General features: G+C 45.9%; 15 protein-coding genes. 7 read left to right on the top strand and 8 right to left on the bottom strand.

Going from position 1 to position 18,074, the window contains the following annotated elements; translation table 11 throughout:
• Nucleotides 1-4 precede the first annotated feature (4 nt).
• From MHH89_RS27395 to MHH89_RS27405, 3 genes are read right to left on the bottom strand one after another with little or no spacing between them, the layout of a single operon-like run.
• Complete coding sequence (locus tag MHH89_RS27395; RefSeq protein ID WP_076129567.1) at nt 5-787, bottom strand: STM4013/SEN3800 family hydrolase; 783 nt, start codon at nt 785-787, stop codon at nt 5-7.
• Complete coding sequence (locus tag MHH89_RS27400) at nt 787-2,076, bottom strand: STM4014 family protein (RefSeq protein WP_076195180.1); 1,290 nt, start codon at nt 2,074-2,076, stop codon at nt 787-789. The genes MHH89_RS27395 and MHH89_RS27400 overlap by 1 nt, the downstream gene beginning before the upstream one ends.
• A 7-nt stretch (nt 2,077-2,083) precedes the next feature.
• Entirely contained in the window at nt 2,084-2,929 is an 846-nt protein-coding gene (locus tag MHH89_RS27405; RefSeq protein ID WP_076129565.1) for an STM4015 family protein, read from the bottom strand.
• A 169-nt stretch (nt 2,930-3,098) separates the two neighbouring features.
• On the opposite strand from MHH89_RS27405, the gene MHH89_RS27410 reads away from it, so the two are divergent.
• Nucleotides 3,099-4,574 carry an amidase family protein gene (locus MHH89_RS27410; RefSeq protein ID WP_340034059.1) on the top strand — a complete coding sequence of 492 codons (1,476 nt, stop codon included), beginning with the start codon at nt 3,099-3,101 and terminating at the stop codon, nt 4,572-4,574.
• A gap of 36 nt (nt 4,575-4,610) precedes the next feature.
• Nucleotides 4,611-5,141, top strand: a complete 531-nt coding sequence (locus MHH89_RS27415) for an NAD(+) diphosphatase (RefSeq protein ID WP_076195176.1) — start codon at nt 4,611-4,613, stop codon at nt 5,139-5,141.
• Between the two features lie 49 nt (nt 5,142-5,190).
• Here MHH89_RS27415 and MHH89_RS27420 read toward each other — a convergent pair whose 3' ends face one another.
• The 5 genes from MHH89_RS27420 to MHH89_RS27440 form a co-directional block, all read right to left on the bottom strand.
• Nucleotides 5,191-6,879, bottom strand: coding sequence for a glycoside hydrolase family 13 protein (locus MHH89_RS27420; RefSeq protein WP_076219686.1), 1,689 nt, complete (start codon nt 6,877-6,879; stop codon nt 5,191-5,193).
• Between the two features lie 34 nt (nt 6,880-6,913).
• Nucleotides 6,914-7,735, bottom strand: a complete 822-nt coding sequence (locus MHH89_RS27425) for a carbohydrate ABC transporter permease (protein WP_172628781.1) — start codon at nt 7,733-7,735, stop codon at nt 6,914-6,916.
• Nucleotides 7,732-8,598 carry a carbohydrate ABC transporter permease gene (locus tag MHH89_RS27430; RefSeq protein ID WP_038568998.1) on the bottom strand — a complete coding sequence of 289 codons (867 nt, stop codon included), beginning with the start codon at nt 8,596-8,598 and terminating at the stop codon, nt 7,732-7,734. The genes MHH89_RS27425 and MHH89_RS27430 overlap by 4 nt, the downstream gene beginning before the upstream one ends.
• Before the next feature lie 77 nt (nt 8,599-8,675).
• Nucleotides 8,676-9,941 (bottom strand): ABC transporter substrate-binding protein, encoded by a 1,266-nt coding sequence (locus MHH89_RS27435; protein ID WP_076129561.1) that lies wholly within the window; start codon nt 9,939-9,941, stop codon nt 8,676-8,678.
• Nucleotides 9,942-10,096: 155 nt separating this feature from the next.
• Nucleotides 10,097-11,101 carry a LacI family DNA-binding transcriptional regulator gene (locus tag MHH89_RS27440; protein WP_036680403.1) on the bottom strand — a complete coding sequence of 335 codons (1,005 nt, stop codon included), beginning with the start codon at nt 11,099-11,101 and terminating at the stop codon, nt 10,097-10,099.
• 346 nt (nt 11,102-11,447) lie between these two features.
• Here MHH89_RS27440 and MHH89_RS27445 point away from each other — a divergent pair, with 346 nt between their 5' ends.
• The 5 genes from MHH89_RS27445 to MHH89_RS27465 all read left to right on the top strand — a co-directional run bounded on the left by MHH89_RS27445 (nt 11,448) and on the right by MHH89_RS27465 (nt 17,772).
• A complete protein-coding gene (locus tag MHH89_RS27445; RefSeq protein WP_076137707.1) occupies nt 11,448-12,401 on the top strand; it encodes an AraC family transcriptional regulator in 954 nt (317 codons plus the stop codon).
• Nucleotides 12,402-12,407: 6 nt separating this feature from the next.
• Nucleotides 12,408-13,484, top strand: a complete 1,077-nt coding sequence (locus MHH89_RS27450; protein ID WP_076129559.1) for a Gfo/Idh/MocA family protein — start codon at nt 12,408-12,410, stop codon at nt 13,482-13,484.
• A 51-nt stretch (nt 13,485-13,535) separates the two neighbouring features.
• Nucleotides 13,536-14,267, top strand: coding sequence for a ThuA domain-containing protein (locus MHH89_RS27455; RefSeq protein ID WP_038569006.1), 732 nt, complete (start codon nt 13,536-13,538; stop codon nt 14,265-14,267).
• Nucleotides 14,268-15,236 carry a sugar phosphate isomerase/epimerase family protein gene (locus tag MHH89_RS27460; RefSeq protein ID WP_036680409.1) on the top strand — a complete coding sequence of 323 codons (969 nt, stop codon included), beginning with the start codon at nt 14,268-14,270 and terminating at the stop codon, nt 15,234-15,236.
• A 1,624-nt stretch (nt 15,237-16,860) separates the two neighbouring features.
• Entirely contained in the window at nt 16,861-17,772 is a 912-nt protein-coding gene (locus MHH89_RS27465; RefSeq protein WP_341088590.1) for a L,D-transpeptidase family protein, read from the top strand.
• Nucleotides 17,773-18,074 lie beyond the last annotated feature (302 nt).

Raw genomic sequence — 18,074 nt, forward strand, 5'->3', positions numbered from 1 at the left:
AATATTATAAAATAAACTCCCGATAAGGGACGTTCCATACCGTCTCGTGGGCAAGGCGATGCCCCTGATAGCCATCTTCCCCATAAGCGGTTCCATGATCTGAAAAAGCCAGGCAGAAGACAGGATTGCCGCGTTCCCGGAACGCATCGAACAACCGGCCCAGTTCACCGTCCACATAACGAAGAGCGGCGCGCTGGCTGTCTACGGAGTCTTTTTTAGCACCAGGTACAAAATAATGATTTGGTCCGTGAATGGCAGAGACGTTGAGGAACATAAACAATCTTTGCTCGCTAGGAGTATCCTTTAGCAGCTTCAAGGCATGGTTCACCTGATGCTCTGTGGAACGCGGATTGGTCACACCGAAGGTCATCCGCCAGTAGCTTTGCTGGAAATAGCTTGGCAACACACGAGCGAGTGGATTTTTTTTGGTGAAAAAAATAACACCTCCAATACAAACCGTGCGATAGCCCTCGGCAGCAAGTCCTGACACGATATCCGGCGTATCGAACAGCCATGTATGAGGATGCGTCTTCATTCCGGTATTTCGGGAATGGAACATACGGATATGCTCAGTCTTATCCGTTGTAGCTGGAGTAGGCAAGAAGCCGCCGAAAAAAGCGTGATGGGCCGCATAAGTAAAGCTGCCGGGAGTATGTCTTTTCTCCCAGGATCCCGTTCCGCACAGGTTCGGGCAGTTCGCTTCCTCCATAGTAGCTGCATCGTATCGAAGGGTATCAAGCGTGATCATTAGAATGTCATGGGTGCCAACGATAGTGTTCATATCCATTAAGAGGATCCTTCCTTTATAAGCGGTGTTGAGGGATGAGTAATATAGTCTCTGGCGGTCAATACCTTCATTTCCCATTCGTAGGTGCTGCAGCCACGGTATTTTACATCGTACAGCAAATCGCCAAATGGATTAACGTCGGCGACAAAACACTGTTGCGATCCTCCAGATATCAGCACGTCTATCCCGGCAACTCCAGAACGGGGAAATGCCGCCAGCGCTTGCAACGCGGTATTTCGTACCTGCTCCTGTATGAATTCTGATAAACCGGCTTCTGAAGGAGACATCCGCTGGCTGCGTAAATGCAGATTCGTAATTGGGGTGGAACTTACACGAGCAATTGCATGACAGGCCTCGCGGAGAACCACGAGCTGGCGGATATCGAAGGCTTTGCCGTTATGGCCGATCTTAGGGATCCATTGCTCGGCATAACCACCATGCCGATAAATCCAGTTAATAATGCCGGAGATCGTGGCGGTATCTGTGTATCGCCGCAGTTTACCGGAATTATAGTAAATGGGCGGTCGGGTGATGTAATTCTCGACCCCCACTGTAGTTAAGGCAACTTCGGCACCTGTAACGGGATGGAGCTGATAGGCGATCACCCCGGAAGCGGCAGAGCCGAAGGCTAGCTTAATGAATACCCGGTGCATTCGCCGGGAGATCATCATCTCACGGAGAGAGGCATAGTCGGTAGGCTGTTGTTCCTCGCCTAATGGACGAGGAATAGTGATGCCTGCCTCACTCAGAATCTGTTGTGCCCGCCGTTTATCGGTCATGGCCGCAATGTCAGCGGGGTCATTTAACCATAGCGAGCCTGGACAAACCTCTTTGGCTTCGCGCTGTAGTCTAGCCAGCATGCGGCAATAACCGCGGAACCATTGCGAAGGATGATGCAGGACACCCTGCATCTCCTTCAATTGATGGGCTACCTTCACACGGAGTGGGCGCGGATCAGGTCTTTCAGCGTAGGGATGCAACGAATCGTCAACATCAACGGCATCAGGTGCGCCAAGAGCGATTAAGGCACGTTCTACTTCAAAGCTGCTGCCAGGCGATTCCAATCTCAGCAGCGGGGGAGCCGCACTGAGATCTATTCCGTTATAAACAGCCGGCTGGCTGGATAACTGCTGCTTCTGCACTTCCAGCAGATCACCTAACGATTGGCCTTGCAGAAATTCAGCGTACGATAAAATGATGGCAGGTGGCATTCCGAGATCGGAACGTGCTTGCTGAATGCCGCTAGTCCGTTTATCCCCAGGAATACCGATAACGATCATCGGCCGCATAGGGGGCTCACTCTGTGATGGAAGGATAACGCCAGTCTTCCTCATCATCGCTTTCCTGTTTGTCGCTGACATCGACAGGTAATCCACTCTGCTGCCACCGGCTGATCATCTCGTCGGACATAAAATGATGGCTTAGATTCAATGCTTTTAGTCCCTTGATTCTCTCGCTGGCAAGAAGCAATTCAGCACCTTCGTCGCTGAGGGTACCCAGAGATAGATCTAGCGTATCCAGCTGATCTAAGATAGGCGCATTTGCTACTGCACCGGCGATTTCATCTTGTATTTCGCTATTTTTTAATCCCAGATAGGTAAGTTTAGGGAACTTTCCTACTTCTATAAGAGGTAGAATATCTGCGAGGCTTCCGTCAAAGCCGTAGTTATCTACGCCAAGATATAGTTCCAGCTTGCGTAAATTCGGCAATTGGCTGGCTGCAATATTTTCAAGTACGGCTTTACTTAAGCCGCCGCTAATAATTATCAGTTCCTCCAGCTTGTCATGCTTTAGCTCTGAGAGGCTCAGCTCATTCCCGCCTTGAATCGTGAGTGATTGTAATTCTGGAAAAGCAGGGAGCAGCGGTGATAGATCGCTTTGGGTAATCCATGAAATCTCGCATTCCTCATAGCCCATCTCACCAATAAAAAGCTTGCGTAAAGCAGGGAAGCTGGCGCTATGCGTAACCAGTGCCTCTACAACCTCTTCCGAGCTATTCTCGTAGGCTTGCCCCCAATCACCGATAATTAGGCTGGTCAGCGACGCACCTTCAGGGCTGCTGCTTAACTTCTCAATTGCTTCGCCAATTCTTTGACCTTCTTCGAATTCGTCGTATCCAATACTAAGCTTTACTTCCGTCATGGGTGTTCCCTCCCGGAAAAATTTAACTTCGAAAATACCCTATCATCTGTAGCCGAGGGAGTCAAATAGCTGAATATAACTATAGTTAAACTCTCCATATTATTGAGGTGAAATTTTGTGGTAGGTTTATACTAGAGGCAATTTTATTTTTTTGGAAGGAGTTATTCGTATGAAGAATAAACTTCAGGAATGGATTATTGAGACGGATATAATTAAAATGCAAGAGGCTCTGGAAGCAGGTTTAATTACCTCAGAGGATATAGTTCAAGTATATTTGGAGCGGATCCATAAATACGATATAGACATAAACTCTATTTTAGAAATAAATCCAGAGGTTATACAAATCGCGCGAGCACTCGATAAAGAACGAGCAGAAAAAGGGAGCCGCGGGAGCCTGCACGGTATTCCTATTGTATTGAAGGATAATATAGACACCGCGGATAAGATGCATACGAGTGCCGGTTCTGTAGCTTTAGCTGGATCAATTGCGGCAAAAGATTCATTTGTAGCGGCCAAGCTTCGATTGGCGGGGGCTATTTTACTTGGGAAGGCGAATATGTCGGAGTGGTCTAATTTTATGTCTAGTACAATGCCTGCGGGATATAGCTCGCGGGGAGGGCTTGTACTGAATTCGTATGGACCTGGGACGGTATTTGTCAGTGGTTCCAGCTCCGGGCCTGCGGCAGCCGTAGCAGCGAATCTGGCAGCAGCAGCGATCGGAACGGAAACCGCAGGATCTATTGTCGGTCCAGCCAGCCAACATGCTCTTGTCGGAATCAAACCTACGGTGGGATTAGTGAGCCGTTCTGGAGTCATTCCCATTTCAGTAAGCCAGGATACCCCTGGGCCTATAGCTAGAACGGTTACAGATGCGGCAATTATTTTAGGGGCGTTAACCGGAGTGGACGCCAACGATTCAGCAACATTTTCAAGCGAAAAATACGCTTATACAGACTATACTTCAAGTTTAGATAAAAGCTTTATACGACAAGCAAGAATAGGTATTCCACGGCATTATTATAAGCATTTAGACGCTGAGAGGCTTGCAATTATGGAAGCAGCTATCTTGACCTTGAAGAATGAAGGGGCTACCCTTATAGATCCTGTCACAGTACATGTTGAACAACAGAATTGGAATAATGATGTGATTTGTTATGAATTTAAAAAAGGGCTCAACCAGTATTTAGCACAAGTAGATGATTCCGTTCCGATTCACTCTTTGCAAGAATTGATAGCCTATAATGAAAGACATGCTGAGATTGCTTTGCAATATGGGCAAGACACCCTGACAAGATCAGAAGAAGTAACATTAACTGAAGAGGCCTATGAAGAGAAGAGACAAGAATACAAGGAATTAGCGCTTGAGCAAGGAATAGATTATGTGTTGGAGCAATATAGTTTAGACGCGTTATTGCTGCCTGGTGATGTAGATGGCATGTATATTGCGGCACGCTTAGGTTATCCATTAGTTACCGTTCCGGCGGGATATGTATCTCAAGGCATTATTGATGCGGATGGGGATTCGACCAGGGGACCTTTTGGTGTTGTTTTTTCCGGAAAAGCTTATAGCGAGCCTACGCTCATAGCCTTAGCATACGGGTTTGAACAAGCTACGTATCACCGGATTCCACCTCAATTGGAGTAGAATTAGGCTAACTTAGAATAGAAGGAAGCGATCAGTTTGAAGTATTGCCTGGAATGTGGGACAGAGTTAGTAATGAAAGAAAGTGAAGGGGAAGGGCAGGTACCTTATTGTAATGCGTGTGAAATGTTCCGATTCCCTATTTTCAGCACGGCGATTAGTACAGCAGTATTAAACAGGGAGAAAAACAAGATTTTATTAATTCAGCAATATAATCGGCCAGACTACATATTACTCGCAGGATACGTGAACAAAGGTGAAGATGCGGAAACGACTCTCGTACGTGAGGTAAAAGAAGAGGTAGGACTTGATATTGTCGCTTATGAATATATGCGCAGCTTGTACTTCGCACCATCCAATACGCTAATGCTGAATTTTATAGGTGTTGCAGATTCGGAGGACTTGAGCCAGGTGAGTACTGAGGTTGATCATGCTGAATGGTTTACTTTGGAAGAAGCCGCCAGAGCGATTAAAAAGAACAGCCTAGCCGAAACCTTCTTACTGGCGATTATTGAGAAATTGAACGCGGGACAGGTACAGGTCAATCCGGTAGCTGTTGGAGGAAAGTAAAAAGGAGCCGTGAGGCTCCTTTTTATTGTTTCCATGTAGGGGGTCTAGTTTATTTAAGCTTATACACACGAGCTTCATAAGGACGAAGCTGAATTGTGTTTAGTTCTTCTTCTGGATTTACTTCGTAATTGGCAATAAGCAATGCCTTCGCTTGGAACTTCACAGTAGAAGGAAGTTCGAAGGTCGCAGGCTCTCCGAAGAAATTCAATACAACCAGTAGCTGTTCTTCACCAAGAGTACGCAGATAAGCATATACCTGTTCATTCTCCTCAGCCAGAATTGTATAATTTCCGTATACGATAATTTCATGCTGCTTGCGCAGCTCAATAAGTCTCTTATAATAGTAAAAAATAGAATCAGGATCAGCCAGCGCCTGCTCCACATTAATTTCCTTGTAATTAGGATTTACGGCTAGCCAAGGAGAGCCCGTCGTGAAGCCTGCCTGCGGCTCGGCGTTCCATTGCATCGGCGTACGGCCATTGTCCCGGCCTTTAATGTAAATGGAGTTCATGATAGCTTCTTCCGAATGTCCGGCAGCCAAGTATTCTTTATACATATTCAAGATTTCAATGTCTTTGTAATCGTTGATGGAATCAAACTGTACATTCGTCATGCCGATTTCTTCGCCTTGATAGATGTAAGGTGTGCCTTGGAGCGTGTGCAGCAGTGTTGCCAGCATCTTGGCAGACTCTTTCGGATATAACTTATCATCTCCGAAGCGGGATAACATACGCGGCTGATCGTGGTTGTTCATATACAGACTGTTCCAACCTTTACCGTCCAGCGCGATTTGCCATTTGGAAATGATGGACTTGATGTCCGCCAGCTTCCAAGGCTGCACATTCCATTTGCCTCCAGGTCCGGAATCGACGTCCATGAGCTCGAAATGGAATACCATGTTCAGCTCGTTGCGATCCTCGGAAACGTACAACGAAGCCTCCTCGGGAGTGACATTAACGGCTTCGCCCACTGTCATGATATCGTACTTGGACAGGACCTCACGGTTCATTTCCTGCATATACTCATGTACGCGTGGTCCGTTAACGAAATAGTCTCCTCCGAAGTGGTACGTAGGCTGTTCTCCGTTATTTTCTGGGGCAACGCTAGGTAATTCCGGTACTTTGGAGATCAAGTTGATTACATCCATACGGAATCCGTCAATGCCCTTGTCCAGCCACCAGGTCATCATATCGTAGACTTCCTGGCGCAGCTTAGGATTATCCCAATTCAGGTCGGGTTGCTTTCTCGAGAAGAGATGGAGGTAATATTCCTCCGACTTCTCATCGAATTCCCAAGCCGAACCGCTGAAGAAGGAACCCCAGTCGTTAGGCTTCTGTCCGTCCTGGCCCGGCCGCCAGATATAATAATCACGATAAGGATTATCCTGCGATTTGCGGGACTCCACGAACCAAGCGTGCTCATCAGAGGAGTGGTTGACCACGAGATCCATAATCAGCTTCATGCCACGGCTGTGAAGTCCAGCTAGCAGTTCCTCCCAATCAGAGAGTGTTCCGAAATCATCCATAATACTTTGATAGTTACTGATATCATAGCCGTTATCGTCGTTTGGCGACTCGTATACCGGGCATAACCAGACTACGTCGACGCCAAGCTGATTTAAATAATCGAGTTTCGAGATAATGCCCTGCAGATCACCGATGCCGTCCCCGTTACTGTCTTTGAAGCTGCGGGGGTAGATTTGATAAACTACGCTTTCTTTCCACCATTTCTTATCCATGTATAACTCTCCTATCTCTCTATATAAATCTTAGTTATTTAATGGACCCTGATGTTAGTCCACTGATAATCCATTTTTGCGCGAACAAATAGACCACGAGCATCGGGGATAAAGCAAGCAGATACGAAGCAAAGGCTAAGTTGAAATCTGTGCTGAATTGACCTTGGAAGACATACTGTACAAGCGGAAGTGTGTATGAATCCTGATCACCGAGCAGAATCAGCGGCAGCATAAAGTCATTCCAAGTCGACAGACAGGAGAGGATACCAATTGTTGCACTGACCGGAGCAAGAAGTGGGAAAATAATCTTCCAGAACGTTCCGAATGTCGTTGCACCATCTACTGTGGCAGCTTCCTCTAGCTCATAAGGAATAGAGCGGATATAACCAGTGTATACAAACACGTTAAAAGCCAAGCCATAAACAATGTATAGAATAATAAGACCCAGAATGTTGTTCATATGCAGATCCGTTGTCACTTTGACCACAGGCAGCATAATAATCTGGAAAGGAATAAACATTGCGCTGATAAAATAAAAGTAGAGCGCTTTGAAGAATTTTCGGTTCATATTGCGGGCAATCGCGTAGGCTACCATGGAGTTGGTAAGCAAGATGAACACTACTGATGTTATTGTGATCGTGGCGCTATTTCCTAAGGCGTTGAAGAAATTGGTTGCCTTAATGGCATTGGCGAAGTTCTCAAAATGCAGGCCAGTCGGCAGTGAAAAGATGGATTGAGCCATTTCCTCTGGATTCTTTAGCGCGATAGCAATAGTCATGTACAGCGGAAAAAGGATCAGTAGTGAGCCTAGCGCGATAAGAATCGTTGCAGGCCAGTTGCTTGATTTTTTGATCATAAGTCCATCTCCCGTTTCTGCAGAAATTTAAGCTGAAGGGCGGAGATCACAACGATCACGATAAAATAAATCACGGCGTTCGCCGATTGATAGGCAAATTCTCCGCCTTGGAAGCCGCCTGTATAGATTAAGTGGGCAATGGATTGTGTTGAACGTCCAGGTCCCCCACCTGTCAAGGCTACGATTTGGTCGAATACCATTAAGCCGCCCTTCATCGCCAGCACCATGTTGATCGTGAAGAAGGAAGCAAGCATTGGAAAAGTAATGCTCCAGAATTCTCTCCAGCGGCTAGCGCCGTCCAGATTGGAGGCTTCGTAAAGATCTTGCGGAATGGTCTGTAGACCTGCCAGATAGAGAATCGTGTTATAAGCAATTCCCTGCCAAACGGCTACAATGACGATACCGATCCAGGCCCAATCGGAGTTGCCGAGAATGTTCTGCGAAAGGAATTCGCTGCCAAGCTTCTCGCCCCAGATAGGGAATACATTTGCGAACAAATAGTTGAAAATAAAGCCGACAATCAGCACGCTGAGGATATTTGGCAGGAAATATACACCGCGGAAAAAGTTTTTGGCTTTAATCTTGGCGTTAAGCCCAAGCGCAATCAACAAACTGATGATGTTGATGAGAATAGTCGTTAAGATGGCATATTTAAAAGTGAACACATATGAATTCAGCACATTTTCGTCTTGAAAAATGTTAATGAAGTTCTTAAATCCTACGTAATCAAAGCTGTCACTGAAGCCGTCCCAGTTAGTGAACGAATAATAAATACCCTGCAGTGCAGGAAAGGTGTGAAAGGCAAAGAAAAGAAGCAATGCCGGTATAGTCATTAGATAAAAGGCGACTCGGCGTTTGGCCATCATGTAATCCTCCTTGGAAAAGAGAAAGAGAAAGGGGAGTCCCGTTCTCTTTCTCGGCTCTTATTTGTCAGGTCTCGTTATTTCCGGTCAGCTACCTTATCCCATTCTTTATCAAGCTGTTTCAGGTACGCATCAACATCTTTCTTTTGTAGGAAGGCTTGATTGATGGTATCCACTTTCATTGCACTTGGGATGTAGTGGTCCGCAAAGTCGGCCAAGTTACCTGAGGTAAATGCTGCTTTGAAGCCGTCCATTGTTGGATCATCTTGTGTTACACCTTGCACAGCTGGGAATGCTTTTTGCTCGTTAATGTAGAGGCTGACATTCTCAGGCTGGAGCAGGAATTCAACGAATTTTTTAGCTTCTTCTTTATGTTTAGTGCTCTTAGAGATAGTCAACAATGTGTCTACGCCAGAAATGACCTTATTGTTAGCAGCATCATTTGTCGCTGGGAAAGGGAATACACCAAGCTCAATGGATGGATTAGCCTTCACGATTTCTGGAATCGCCCATACCCCTTGCAGATACATTGCAGATTCACCTTTAGCGAAAGCTGTGTTGCCGTCATTGTAGCCTTTTCCAAAAATATCTTTTTGACCGAACTCCGTCAGCTTAAGCAGCTTTTCAGCAATTTCGGTGAAGCTGTCTGCGAAAGTCACAGTACCTTCAGTACGTTGCTTGAAGAAATCATTGCCTTTAATGATTGTAGAGAGGGAGTTGAACGGCGTAAGGGTTGTCCAGGAATCCTTAAGGGTCAGGTAAAAAGCATTTTTACCGCTGTCCTTGAACTTTTGAGCGACGGCAATGAACTCATCCCAAGTGGTTGGCACGGTAACGCCGGCTTCAGTGAACATCGCTTTATTGTAAATGACACCACTTGCGTTCGAAGAGAATGGAAGACCATTCAGCTCGCTCGAACCCGTCAGGTCTTTCAGCATTTGAACATAAGCAGGCTGGATATTTTCAGCAAGTGGATCACTAGAGAAGTCTTCAAACAGACCACTTCCGGATAATGTTTTGTAGGTGTCAGTGGCTCCTATACCCACTACGTCAGGGATGTCTTTTTTAGCTGCACGAGTCTTCAGCACTGTTTCGGCATCCGGTGGGTTCACTTGAGTGACTACGATGTTCGGATTGGCTTCATTAAATTTCGCAACCAGCTTGTCGAAGGTGGCTTTGGCTTCGGTCTTATTTTGGAAAAACTCGATTTTTACCTTGTCACCGGAGGAGTTCCCGCCGCTAGATGTGTTGTCAGCCGCATTGTTACCACTATTGCTACCGCAGGCGCTAAGCACGGACATAGCCAGTAGACTAACCATTACGGGTTTGATTGTTTTTTTCATGATAAATCCTCCTAATAATGTGTTGGTATTATGGTGAATTTGATAAGAGTAAACGTTTACGTTGACGGCAAACTTAAATGATGTTCGTGTTCTTCTAAGCGACGGGTATGCAATAAAGTGAACAGTAAACGTTTACGTAATATTGATAAAAAGACTTAGGTAAGCGATCTTACCGTTTGTCTTTCCACAATTGTGTGATCGACAATCTGGCTGTTGACAGACTCGCCTGTTTCAATCATCTGAATGAGCTTCTCCACGGCGATCTTTCCAATATCGTACAGCGGTTGGCGTACTGTTGTTAAAGGCGGAATAACCATTTTGGCTAATCCAAGATCGTCATATCCCATAATGGAGATATCCTCGGGCACGCTTAGACCATTTTTGATAACGGTAGAGAGGGCACCAATCGCCATTTCATCACTAGCAGCAAAAACGGCAGTCACATCAGGCGCTTGCTCCAAAAGAGTCTCCATAGCTATACTTCCGCTCTCATACAAAAAATCTCCGTAAGCAAGATAGCGGCTGTCAAAAGGAATACCATTTGCTTCAAGCGCATGCTTATAACCTTCTGCTCTTGGCGCACCAGCGATAAGATCGCTAGGGTTTCCACTAATCATGGCTATTTTGCGGTGACCTTTTGAAATTAAGTAGAGGATAGCGTCAAAAGCTGCTCGATAATCATCTACTTTCACATAAGGGACCTTGGCGAATTCTGTTTGGGAAGAGACCAATACAACGGGGATCCTCATGGTTTCGAGCACATCGTAATATTCTTTCTTAAGGACTTCACTAGAAAAAATAATGCCATCAACCTGTTTCTCTCTCAGGAGCTGTAAGTACTTCAACGTTCTTTTACCGTCCTGATCGGTATTGCATACCATCACACTGTAGTTCCGGTCATTGGCCAATTCTTCAATACCTTTGAGCAGATCGGAAGAGAAAGCACCAGAAACACTAGGGAACATAACACCAATGGTTTGTGTACGCTTATTGATTAGACCCCGGGCAATCGCATTGGGTTGATAACCAATTTCTTTGATCGCCTCATTTACCTTTTGTTTCGTTTTGTCCGAATACCCACTTAAATTGTTTAGCACGCGAGAGACTGTGGCAATGGAAACGTTCGCTTTCTGTGCAACATCTTTAATCGTTGGGTTCATTCCTATGAGCTCCTTAAACTACGGTTATCCTTGAATTAAACGCTTACGCTGATGAGAGTAAGTTATGAAAGAAGAGAACGTAAACGCTTACCCCGAATATAAATGCTGGTAGGCGCTTTTGTCAACTGTACTTAAAAAATAAAAAAATGATCAAAACTACGCAAGAGCAGTAATCTTTTAATAGGAATGAAACCAATGTATATACCAAAAATTTACTTAGAAATATCGGAATTGACAAAAGAATATTGGAGGTCTAACATTTAGAGAGTAAACGCTTACGTAAAATTTTTAAATATGGCATGCAAGCCCTGGTTATAATGATTTACTCGGATAAGGAGTTGCATTTATGAATATTTATCTCGAGATTCCGGATGTGGATAAGCACTTTCCTTACCGCAGTTTACTCTGCAATGGTGATACGTTGTGTTATCCGCATTGGCATAAAGAAATTGAAATTATCTATGTTACCAAAGGAAGCCTGAATCTGGGAATTAACGATACCCCTATTCACATGGAGCAGGGCGAAGTCCAGTTTATCAATGGTGGGGATGTGCATTATTTTCTCTCTTCCCCTGAGAGTGAACGGGTAGTGATTCAATTTGACCTGAATTTGTTTCAAGAAGTAGCCGCTTTGAACGGTAATGACTACTCACTTCGTGAGGTCTTTACGCTTATGGAGTATTCCAGTTCTAGATGGCCCGTGGCAACTGCCGCGAAGGTCAAAGGGCTGATTGAGAGTATTTACGAGGAAGATGTACAGCGAAGAGAAGGGTATGTTTTTCTAATCAAGGCTAGATTATTTGAACTGCTGACCGTTATTTTACGTGAGGTACCGAAAAGTCCGATCAATAAACAGCCTAAGTTCTCAGAAGATACACTGAATCAATCCAGAGAAACACTGGAGAGACTAGAGCGGATTTTTATTTATGTGGAGCAGCATTATCAGGAGGCTATTTCACTGAATGAGGTAGCTAATTATATGGGTTTTAGTCCTTATTATTTTACCAAATTGTTCAAGAAAAACACGGGCATGACCTTTATCGCATTCTTAAACGAATACCGGCTTAACAAAGCCAAATGGATCTTGATCAATGAAGATCTGCCGATGTCTGCCGTGGCAGAAGCAGCCGGGTTTGGCAGCGTGAAGACCTTCCATCATTTTTTCAAGGAAGCAACGGGGATATCCCCGCTGAAATACCACAAGACAATATTCGGGAATAATACAGCAAGATTACAGGAAGAAAGCCCTTCCTCAGCTTTGTATGATAGAGATATCAAAACAGGAATAAGTGGAGGTTAGACCAGAATGACTTTAACAGTAGGAATTATCGGCTGCGGAGGTATTGCGAACGGCAAGCACATGCCCGCGTTAAAAAAAGTAGAAGGTGCGCGAATGGTTGCTTTTTGTGATATCGTCGCTGAACGTGCCGAGAAGGCAAAAGCGGAGTTTGGAGATGAGCAGTCCGTAGTTTACACAGATTATAAAGAGCTTCTTAACGATGCAAGTATAGATGTGATTCATGTATGTACGCCGAACATTTCCCATGCGGAGATTTCCATTGCGGCTATGGAAGCAGGCAAACACGTAATGTGTGAGAAGCCGATGGCTAAAACCACGGCAGAAGCACAAGCGATGATCGAGGCCTCAGAGCGAACTGGGAAAAAGCTGACCATCGGTTATCAGAACCGTTTCAGACCAGATTCAGCTTATCTGCATGCGGTATGTGAGAATAATGAGCTTGGTGAGATCTATTACGCCAGAGCTAAGGCTATCCGTCGTCGCGCGGTCCCAACTTGGGGTGTATTTTTGGATGAAGAAGCGCAAGGCGGCGGTCCGTTGATTGATATCGGCACCCATGCGCTCGATTTGACCCTGTGGATGATGGATAATTACAAACCTAAATATGTCGTGGGCAACGCTTATCATAAGCTGTCCGGTCGTAAAAATGCTGCGAATGCATGGGGCCCGTGGGATCCTGAGAAGTTTACAGTGGAGGATTCCGCCATTGGATTCATCACTATGGAGAATGGGGCTACCATCGTCTTAGAAGCAAGCTGGGCACTGAATACACTCGATGTCGGTGAGGCCAAAACGGTACTTTGTGGGACTGAAGGCGGAGCAGATATGGAGAAGGGTCTGCGCATTAACGGAGAAGCCTACGGTAAAACCTTTGAAAAGCATATCGGTCTGGATGCCGGTGGCGTCGACTTTTATGATGGTGCAGGAGATGATCCTGCGGTGATAGAGGCAGCTCAGTGGATTGACAGCATTGTAAATGACACCGAGCCTGTAGTGAAGCCGGAGCAGGCGTTGGTTGTGACTCGCATCTTGGAGGCTATTTATAAATCCTCTGAAACTGGAATGCCTGTGTTTTTTGAATAATCAAGCAAGTTCGATGGTCATAGATAAATATGAACTAGGAGCGTGTCGCAAGTGACAAGAGTAACCGTATGGAATGAATTCCGTCATGAACGTCAGGAAGAAAGAATTCTTAAGGTCTATCCGCAAGGTATTCATGGACAACTGGCAAGTTTTCTTCAAGAGGCAGGACTGGACACTCAGACAGCTACGCTGGATGAACCAGAGCACGGACTGACGCAAGAGGTATTGGATAACACGGATGTACTGATCTGGTGGGGACATATCGCCCATCATGAAGTAAGTGATGAGATTGTAAATCGTGTACATGCGCGAGTGCTGCAAGGTATGGGACTTGTAGTGCTTCATTCGGGCCATATGTCCAAAATCTTTATGAAATTAATGGGCACCAGCTGCGATCTGAAATGGCGTGAAGCTGAGGAGAAGGAGCGTCTGTGGGTCATGGACCCAAGTCACCCGATTGCTGAGGGCATTGGTGAATACATCGACTTGGAGCAAGAGGAAATGTACGGTGCGCATTTTGATGTGCCAGCACCAGAGAGTCTTGTATTTGTCGGCTGGTTCGAAGGCGGCAACGTCTTCCCAAGCGGATCGACCTACCGTAGAGGCAGCGGGAAGATCTTTTATTTCCAGCCTGGTCATGAATCTTATCCAACCTATTACAACAAGGATATTCAAAAAGTTATCATCAATGGCGTGAACTGGTGTGCACCAACGAAACGTGACTATCCGGTTTACGGACATTCTGAAGCCTTAGAGCCTATCAAAGAAAAGGTGGTCGTATAAATGAAATTAGGCGTATTTGATCCTGTATTTGGAAGCTTGAGTCTTGACGAGATGTTAGATAAAATCGCCGCCGCAGGTTTGAATGCGGTAGAAATCGGCTCGGGCGGTAATCCCGGCAATGCTCACTGTCCGACAGATGAGCTGCTTGCCAGCGAGTCAGCACGACAAGAATATTTGGAAAAGTTCACGAAACGTGGCATTATGATCAGTGCCTTCAGTTGCCATAATAACCCGATTTCACCAGATAAAGAAGAAGCCCGCGCCGGGGATGAAATTCTCCGTAAATCGATCAAGCTGGCTTCACTCATGGGTGTTAAGGTCGTGAACACTTTTTCGGGAACGGCTGGGGACAGCGATGAGGCAAAAGCACCGAACTGGCCAGTCACACCTTGGCCTACCGTGTACAGCGACATCAAAACCTGGCAGTGGGAACATAAGCTGATCCCTTACTGGAAGGAAATCGGCAAGCTGGCCGAGGAGCATGGCGTTAAGATCGGTATCGAGCTGCATGGCGGCTTCCTGTGCCATACCCCTTACACGATTTTGAAGCTTAGAGAAGCAACCTGCGATGCTATCGGAGCTAATCTGGATCCGAGCCATCTGTGGTGGCAAGGTATTGATCCTGTAGGTGCCATCAAGATTCTCGGTAAAGCTGGCGCGATTCACCATTTCCATGCCAAGGATACTTACTTGGATCAGGACAACATCAATATGTATGGTCTGACCGATATGCAACCTTATGGCGATGTGCAGACCCGCGCATGGACCTTCCGCTCCGTTGGTTGCGGTCACAGCATATCTGAGTGGTCAGATATCATGAGCGCGCTGCGCACTTACGGTTATGATTACGTGGTGAGTATCGAGCACGAAGACCCTCTTATGACGGTTGACGAAGGCTTCCAACGTGCAGTAACCAATTTGCAATCCATTCTTATTCATGACCAGCCTCAGGGTATGTGGTGGGTGTAAGGTCGAATTAGAAAGCCTTGATTCTCTATTTAGAGAATCAAGGCTTTTTTTTGCGTGTAATGGGGATGGAGGGAGAGCGGGAGGGAAGAGCGGAAGAGCGGAAGGAAGAACGGAAGGGAGTAGAAACGAGCTGACAAAGAGATAGGGAGGAGGTAGGGACGAGTAGTAGCTAATAAGAAACGAACTAGAAACTAATCAGAAATGTACTGGAAACCAACTAAAAACCAACTAAAAACCAACCTGAAACTAACTGGTTTGCCAAAGGACTCAGATGCAGCTATTCGCGTGTTTTAGGCCTTTTTGAGCAAGTTTCGGACCCGAGAGACCTTATTGGTCCTGAAAAGCAAGAAATTCGAGGTGTTTTGAGCAAATAACTGCGCTGGAGTCCGATAGCATCTCAAAACAGCGGATTTGTTGCAAATAGGGTCTCTGGAGTCCGCAACTAATACGCTAGCTGATCTGCGATGGTAAAACCGTAGTTAGTTTGGGGGCTGGTGCGTTGAGCTTCGGGAGAATGGGATACGGGCAAATGTGCAGCGCAGTTAGTTTGGGGCTGGAGCGTCAGGAGCATGGTGGAGATGTGGTAGAGATGTGGTAGAGATGTGGTAGGTAACTGTGCTAACGGACTCAGATGCAGCTATTCGCGTGTTTTAGGGTTTTTGGAGCGAGTTTCGGACCCGAGAGACCTTATTGGTCCCGAAGAGCAAGGAATTCGAGGGTTTTTGAGCAAATAACTGCGCTGGAGTCCGATAGCATCTCAAAACAGCGAATTTGCTGCAAATAGGGTCTCTGGAGTCCGCGACTTATGCGCTGATGCGCTAGCTAATCTTCGATGGTGTAAAACCGTAGTTAGTTTGGGGGCTGGTGCGTGGAGCTTCGGGAGAATGGGATACGGGCAAATGTGCAGCGCAGTTAGTTTGGGGCTGGAGCGTCAGGAGCGTGGTGGAGATGTGGTAGAGATGTGGTAGGTAACTGTGCTAACGGACTTAGATGCAGCTATTCGCGTGTTTTAGGGTTTTTGGAGCGAGTTTCGGACCCGAGAGACCTTATTGGTCCCGAAGAGCAAGGAATTCGAGGGTATTTGAGCAAATAACTGCACTGGAGTCCGATAGCATCCCGAAACAGCGAAATAGATGCAAATAGGGTCTCTGGGGTCCGCGACTAATACGCTAGCTGATCTTCGATGGTAAAAACGTAGTTAGTTTGGTGTTAGAGCGTTAGAAGCGTGGTGGGGTGTGGGAGTAGATAACTGTGCTAACGGACTCAGATGCAGCTATTCGCGTGTTTTAGGGTTTATGGAGCGAGTTTCGGACCCGAGAGACGTTATTGGTCGTAAAGAGCAAGGAATTCGAGGTGTTTTGAGCAAATAACTGCGCTGGAGTCCGATAACATCCCAAAACAGCGCAATAGTTGCAAATAGGGGCTCTGGAGTCCGCGACTTATGCGCTTATGCGCTAGCTGATCTTTGCGTATCTAAAGTTCGGCTTTTTTGTCGTGCATTCACTGGTTACAGTATTGCAATCTCTGCGTCAAGCGGGAGTGGACGAGTTGAAAAGAATAGGTACAGGCTGGTACGCAACATATTTGAAATGATTTCGTCTTTATATAACGGAGGTGGAGCAAGATGAACTTATGCTTTTCGGGAGGCCGGTTTCAAACTTTTTTACAGCGGAACATTAAACTGATGCTAGTATTTGGACTTTTGTTCGCTGCTTGCTTTACAGGAGTTGGAAGGGTGGAAGCTGCTGGCTCAGATCTGATCATCGTGAACAAAAAAACAAACAAACTCGCGTATTTCAGTGACGGCAAGCTGGTGAAGACTTTTCCGGTTGCCACAGGAAAGTCGAAGGAACTGACGCCAGAAGGTAGCTTCAAAATGGTGGTTAAGGTAAAAAACAGACCCTACTACAAAGAGAAAATTCCCGGTGGGGATCCGGCCAATCCGCTTGGCGACCGCTGGCTGGGGCTGGAAGTGAACGGTACCTATGGCACGACGTATGCGATTCACGGCAATAATAATGAGTCATCGATAGGGAAGTATGTTAGCGCCGGTTGTATTCGAATGCATAATGATGATATTCATTGGCTGTATCCAAAAGTAGCCAAGAATACTCGAGTTATCATTACAACGAGCACACTGGCTATGGAGAATATTGCAACTAAAAACGGGTACTCTGTGGGAAGTAATAAGTTTGCGGGGACTTTTGAGATCAATGGGACGACAACAAAGCTGAAGGATCCTTTTATATTGGAAAATTCCCGTGTGTTTGTTCCGCTGAGAGAATCCGTGGCCTTACTGGGTGGTACTTTGCAGAGTGAATCGGGGACAGGAGCACTGATAATTACGATCGGCAATCGTACGGTGACACATAAGCCATTATCCAATAAGGCTATTGTGAATGGGAAATCCATTACGATTTTACCGTCACGCAATGAAAATAACCGATTACTAATTCCGCTGAGTATCCTACCTGATTTATTTGCTGTTCAGGTGCAGTGGAATGCGCAGACTCAGGTGGTAAAGATTAAGTTATAATTGTTCTTGGCCTTTTATTTCTGATTTAAATTGTTATATACTGTACTTATTCTAAAATACGGACAATTACGGAGGGCCACCGACTGATGAATAACTAACACGTTTCCTGAAACAGACCATAAAGTTTGTGAAGTGCATATGCACAAGTCACGGAGCACCCGCGCAGGGTGATAACGGTCAGGGATACGTGTGTCGGTCGGGGGTCTTACGATGCTTTTATATGGATAGTTCTATCTATTGTGTTGGTTTACTCTGCATCCAGCAGGTGAACACGGCCGTAGTCTATCCATGTCTGGGCACAT

The sequence above is a fragment of the Paenibacillus sp. FSL H7-0323 genome (assembly GCF_038002725.1).
In the GTDB taxonomy this organism is placed as follows: Bacteria; Bacillota; Bacilli; order Paenibacillales; family Paenibacillaceae; genus Paenibacillus_AQ; species Paenibacillus_AQ odorifer.

Excerpts from the sequence above, each read along its gene's own strand:
- MHH89_RS27395 (WP_076129567.1), bottom strand. The coding sequence starts at position 787 with ATGGATATGAACACTATCGTTGGCACCCATGACATTCTAATGATCACG.
- MHH89_RS27400 (WP_076195180.1), bottom strand. The coding sequence starts at position 2,076 with ATGCGGCCGATGATCGTTATCGGTATTCCTGGGGATAAACGGACTAGC.
- MHH89_RS27405 (WP_076129565.1), bottom strand. The coding sequence starts at position 2,929 with ATGACGGAAGTAAAGCTTAGTATTGGATACGACGAATTCGAAGAAGGT.
- MHH89_RS27410 (WP_340034059.1), top strand. The coding sequence starts at position 3,099 with ATGAAGAATAAACTTCAGGAATGGATTATTGAGACGGATATAATTAAA.
- MHH89_RS27420 (WP_076219686.1), bottom strand. The coding sequence starts at position 6,879 with ATGGATAAGAAATGGTGGAAAGAAAGCGTAGTTTATCAAATCTACCCC.
- MHH89_RS27425 (WP_172628781.1), bottom strand. The coding sequence starts at position 7,735 with ATGATCAAAAAATCAAGCAACTGGCCTGCAACGATTCTTATCGCGCTA.
- MHH89_RS27430 (WP_038568998.1), bottom strand. The coding sequence starts at position 8,598 with ATGGCCAAACGCCGAGTCGCCTTTTATCTAATGACTATACCGGCATTG.
- MHH89_RS27435 (WP_076129561.1), bottom strand. The coding sequence starts at position 9,941 with ATGAAAAAAACAATCAAACCCGTAATGGTTAGTCTACTGGCTATGTCC.
- MHH89_RS27440 (WP_036680403.1), bottom strand. The coding sequence starts at position 11,101 with ATGAACCCAACGATTAAAGATGTTGCACAGAAAGCGAACGTTTCCATT.
- MHH89_RS27445 (WP_076137707.1), top strand. The coding sequence starts at position 11,448 with ATGAATATTTATCTCGAGATTCCGGATGTGGATAAGCACTTTCCTTAC.
- MHH89_RS27450 (WP_076129559.1), top strand. The coding sequence starts at position 12,408 with ATGACTTTAACAGTAGGAATTATCGGCTGCGGAGGTATTGCGAACGGC.
- MHH89_RS27460 (WP_036680409.1), top strand. The coding sequence starts at position 14,268 with ATGAAATTAGGCGTATTTGATCCTGTATTTGGAAGCTTGAGTCTTGAC.
- MHH89_RS27465 (WP_341088590.1), top strand. The coding sequence starts at position 16,861 with ATGAACTTATGCTTTTCGGGAGGCCGGTTTCAAACTTTTTTACAGCGG.